The following is a 3,659-nucleotide window of genomic DNA, read 5'->3' on the forward strand; positions in this document are numbered from 1 at the left end:
TCACGAACTACTGCAAAAGCCTCTGGTGCAATATCATCTAATGACTCGCCCGCAGCCAAACGCGACTTGAACTCAGCAGTTTTTGCTTGCAATGCGGCATCATCCAAAGCTTGCAGGCTAGGCTCGAAAGCACCAACCTTAGCAACCACTTTGCGATACTGTTTAAGAGGCGGTCGTTTCGACTGCCGACCAGGGTTTTAAGAAGACCGATTACCATGGGATATTGAAGTAAATTAAGACCTTGAGTTTATCACCCGCACCCTATTTTTATATGAACTTTGCCCCTAAACCTGTCCGTACTAAAGCCGCCCATGAGTGGCTAGAGTATTTGCGTGACTCTGAAGGTTTGGGCGGAATCCTAGCTAAAACAGAAGATCTGGCCAAACTCAAAATTACGCTCAAAGCTGCTCTGCTTGAAATGGATTTGGATAACTTGGCACCCAAAATTGAGCCTGGATGGCGTTCTGGCGGTCAGGATGAACTGTTTTTGCTAGTCAACGGGGCAAGTGTTGCCACCCGTCTACAGCAAATATTACCTAGCTTAATCAATGAGTTAGCTAAAAAAGGGGTGGTCTGTACTGGCATTAAGGTACGCCTTAAGCCGGCACCACCGACCTGGGAGATTAAACCTCGTGAGGGGCATCAAGCAAGTCAGAAGCCAAGAGGGTTTAACTCTGTAGCAAGGGCTTCTTGGGAATCATTGTTGGACAAGTTGGCACCGGATTCCGATCTGCGGAAGGCGGTTGAACGTCTTCTTCACAGCAAGCCTAAATAGCCTAGAAAAAGAGGGGTTGACTCTCTTTTGAATAAGCTGATGGAGCCTTATTTTCGGCAAAGCTACTGATTTCATAAGCGCTTGGATCCTCCAAAAGCTTGCGTAAAAGCGCATTATTTAAGGCATGTCCTGATTTTTCAGCGACGTAAGATCCTACTATTGGGTGTCCAACTAAATATAGATCGCCAATGGCATCTAGAATTTTGTGACGAACAAATTCGTCTTCGTAACGCAATTCTTCGTTATTCAGGATTCGATGCTCATCGAGCACAATCGCATTATCCAAACTTCCACCCCGTGCTAATCCCATTTCTCGCAATGCTTCAACTTCATGAGCAAAGCCAAAAGTACGGGCACGACCAATCTCACTTCGATAAGCATGTTCTGCAAAATCTACTACAAAGCGCTGACCAGTCTTGTCGACCGCCGGGTGCTTAAAGTCGATGGTGAAATCTAACTTAAACCCAAAGAAAGGCTCTAGGCGCGCGAGCTTATCGCCTTCCTTTACCTCTATAGGTTTTTTAATTACTACAAATTGTCTAGGGGCTTCTTGCTCAGCAATACCAGCCGATTCCATCAGAAATAAGAATGAAGCGGCACTGCCATCCATGATGGGCACTTCTTCACCATCAAGTTCAATCAATAAATTATCAAGCCCTAGGCCTGCACAAGCTGAGAGTAAATGCTCTACCGTGGAGACGCGCACTCCATCCTTTTGAATCACTGATGCTAGACGGGTGTCGCAAACCGCCAGAGCAGTGGCCGGCACAACCGATTGCTCTGGGGTATCTACGCGTACAAACAAGATTCCTGAATTTACCGGTGCAGGCTTAATAGATAAGGTCACCTTACGCCCTGAGTGCAAGCCAATCCCCACAGTTTTAATAGGGGTGGCAATTGTGCGTTGCTTCATCATGGCTTTATCTAAATTCAGGAATAGTTTCTCTTACAGCTTCTTCAAAATGGAAGCTGCATCGCTCACTTCAAACTTACCGGGCGCTTCACGATCCAAAGTTGTTACTACACCATTTTCAACAATCATGGCATAGCGATCTGAACGAACACCCAAGCCGCGAGCAGTCAAATCTAACTCGAGGCCAAGTTTCTTAGTGAACTCAGCACTACCATCACCCAACATGCGGATCTTTTTGCCAACCTTTTGATCCCGGCCCCACGCACCCATAACAAATGGATCGTTTACCGAAATACACCAAATTTCATCAACACCTTTTGCTTTGATTGCATCAAAGTGCTCTACATAGCTAGGAACATGCTTTGCTGAGCAAGTAGGTGTAAATGCACCAGGTAATGCAAAGATCACCACTTTTTTACCAGCGGTCAATTTTTCAACTTCAAATGCATTTGGCCCAATAGCGCAACCTTCACTCGCTTCATCTAAGAACTCATAAAGAGTGGCGTTTGGTAATTTTTGTCCGATTGCGATCATAAAGCCTCCAATAAAATAGTTGTAATGAGTTTGCCAACGCTAGCGCGGGATTCGTCGTCCGGAGGGGCGCCGCGCTGGCATTCTGCAACTACCTATTGTATTAAGCAGTTAATTAATCTGCTTGCTTACGTAAAAAAGCTGGGATTTCATAGTAATCAGCCCCTTTTTCCAACATGGACTTAGCTTGTGGAGAGCTATCAGCACCTAATGTAGGGGCTGGTGTAGCTTCACGAGAACTGCGGAATACCCGTGGCAAATCATATTGACTGTAATCAACACTGCTGGTGGCTGGCTGAGAAGCCATTGAAGGCGCACTACCGGCACCAGTCATTGCCAAACCAGCGCTAGTACTCAGAGCTGAGTCCAAACTTACTTTACTCATTGCTGCTGACGCGCTTGCTGGAGCAAAGCTGTTTAAGTCAGCCATGGTTGGCATTGCATCATGGGTACCAGTGGCCTGCCTCCAAACTACCTCAGGTTGATGTTTTTGACGAGCTTGTGGATTATTCAAGCCTGTTGCCACCACAGTAACGCGTAAGGCATCACCCAAACTCTCGTCATACACGGTACCGAAGATCACGGTAGCGTCATCCGCAGCATAGCCACGAATTGCAGCCATCACTTCACGAGTCTCAGACAATTTGAGTGAACGACTAGCAGTGATGTTGACCAATACGCCACGTGCACCAGATAGATCCACACCTTCAAGCAATGGTGAAGCTACTGCAGCTTCAGCAGCTAAACGTGCACGATCCATGCCAGAAACTGTTGCAGTTCCCATCATCGCCTTGCCTTGCTCGCCCATCACTGTTTTCACATCCTCAAAGTCGACGTTGATCAAACCTTGAACGTTAATGATTTCTGCAATACCCGAAACCGCGTTATGCAATACATCATCAGCGCATGCGAATGCCTTATCAAACTCAGCATCCTCACCCATCACCTCAAAGAGTTTCTCATTGAGAACTACGATCAAAGAATCTACATAAGACTCGAGTTCAGCCGCACCATTTTCAGCAACCTTGAGACGCTTGACACCCTCAAAATCAAATGGCTTGCTGATAACACCAACCGTCAAAATTCCCATCTCTTTAGCAACTTGAGCAACGATTGGAGCTGCGCCAGTACCTGTACCACCACCCATACCAGCAGTGATGAATACCATATGCGCACCTTGCAATGTATCTGCAATACGTGTACGCGCTTCTTCAGCAGAAGCTGCACCGATTTCTGGTTTTGCGCCAGCACCGAGTCCGCTAGAGCCTAGTTGCAAATTCACAGATGCCTCAGAACGCTGTAAAGCGCCAGCATCGGTGTTCATGCAAATAAACTCTACGCCATTAACACCGCGACGAATCATGTGCTGAACTGCATTACCACCTGCACCACCAACTCCAACCACTTTAATAATGGTTTTGCCGGCTGTTTCTTGATCTA

Annotated in this window: 4 protein-coding genes and 1 pseudogene; 1 reads left to right on the plus strand and 4 read right to left on the minus strand. The window is 46.7% G+C overall.

All coding sequences use genetic code 11. The features are described 5' to 3' along the window. A pseudogene (locus tag B7X71_RS13635) lies at positions 1-217 on the minus strand (hypothetical protein); the annotation flags it as partial. 24 nt (positions 218-241) lie between these two features. Between B7X71_RS13635 and B7X71_RS13640 the strand changes: the two are divergent. Then, positions 242-775: a hypothetical protein gene (locus B7X71_RS13640; RefSeq protein ID WP_293601026.1), complete on the plus strand. Its 534-nt coding sequence runs from the start codon at positions 242-244 to the stop codon at positions 773-775. Between the two features lies 1 nt (position 776). On the opposite strand, the gene lpxC is transcribed toward B7X71_RS13640, so the two are convergent. The 3 genes from lpxC to ftsZ form a co-directional block, all read right to left on the minus strand. After that, positions 777-1,691, minus strand: a complete 915-nt coding sequence (gene lpxC / locus B7X71_RS13645; protein ID WP_293601027.1) for a UDP-3-O-acyl-N-acetylglucosamine deacetylase — start codon at positions 1,689-1,691, stop codon at positions 777-779. Between the two features lie 30 nt (positions 1,692-1,721). Next, the gene (locus B7X71_RS13650; protein ID WP_293599460.1) at positions 1,722-2,222 is read right to left on the minus strand and encodes a peroxiredoxin; all 501 of its coding nucleotides are present in this window, start codon (positions 2,220-2,222) and stop codon (positions 1,722-1,724) included. Between the two features lie 112 nt (positions 2,223-2,334). Next, the gene (gene ftsZ, locus B7X71_RS13655) at positions 2,335-3,633 is read right to left on the minus strand and encodes a cell division protein FtsZ (RefSeq protein ID WP_293601028.1); all 1,299 of its coding nucleotides are present in this window, start codon (positions 3,631-3,633) and stop codon (positions 2,335-2,337) included. Positions 3,634-3,659 lie beyond the last annotated feature (26 nt).

This window comes from Polynucleobacter sp. 39-46-10 (assembly GCF_002282275.1).

Bases quoted from the DNA above. Each gene is read 5' to 3' on its own strand.
- lpxC (WP_293601027.1), bottom strand. From the start codon at position 1,691: ATGATGAAGCAACGCACAATTGCCACCCCTATTAAAACTGTGGGGATT.
- B7X71_RS13650 (WP_293599460.1), bottom strand. From the start codon at position 2,222: ATGATCGCAATCGGACAAAAATTACCAAACGCCACTCTTTATGAGTTC.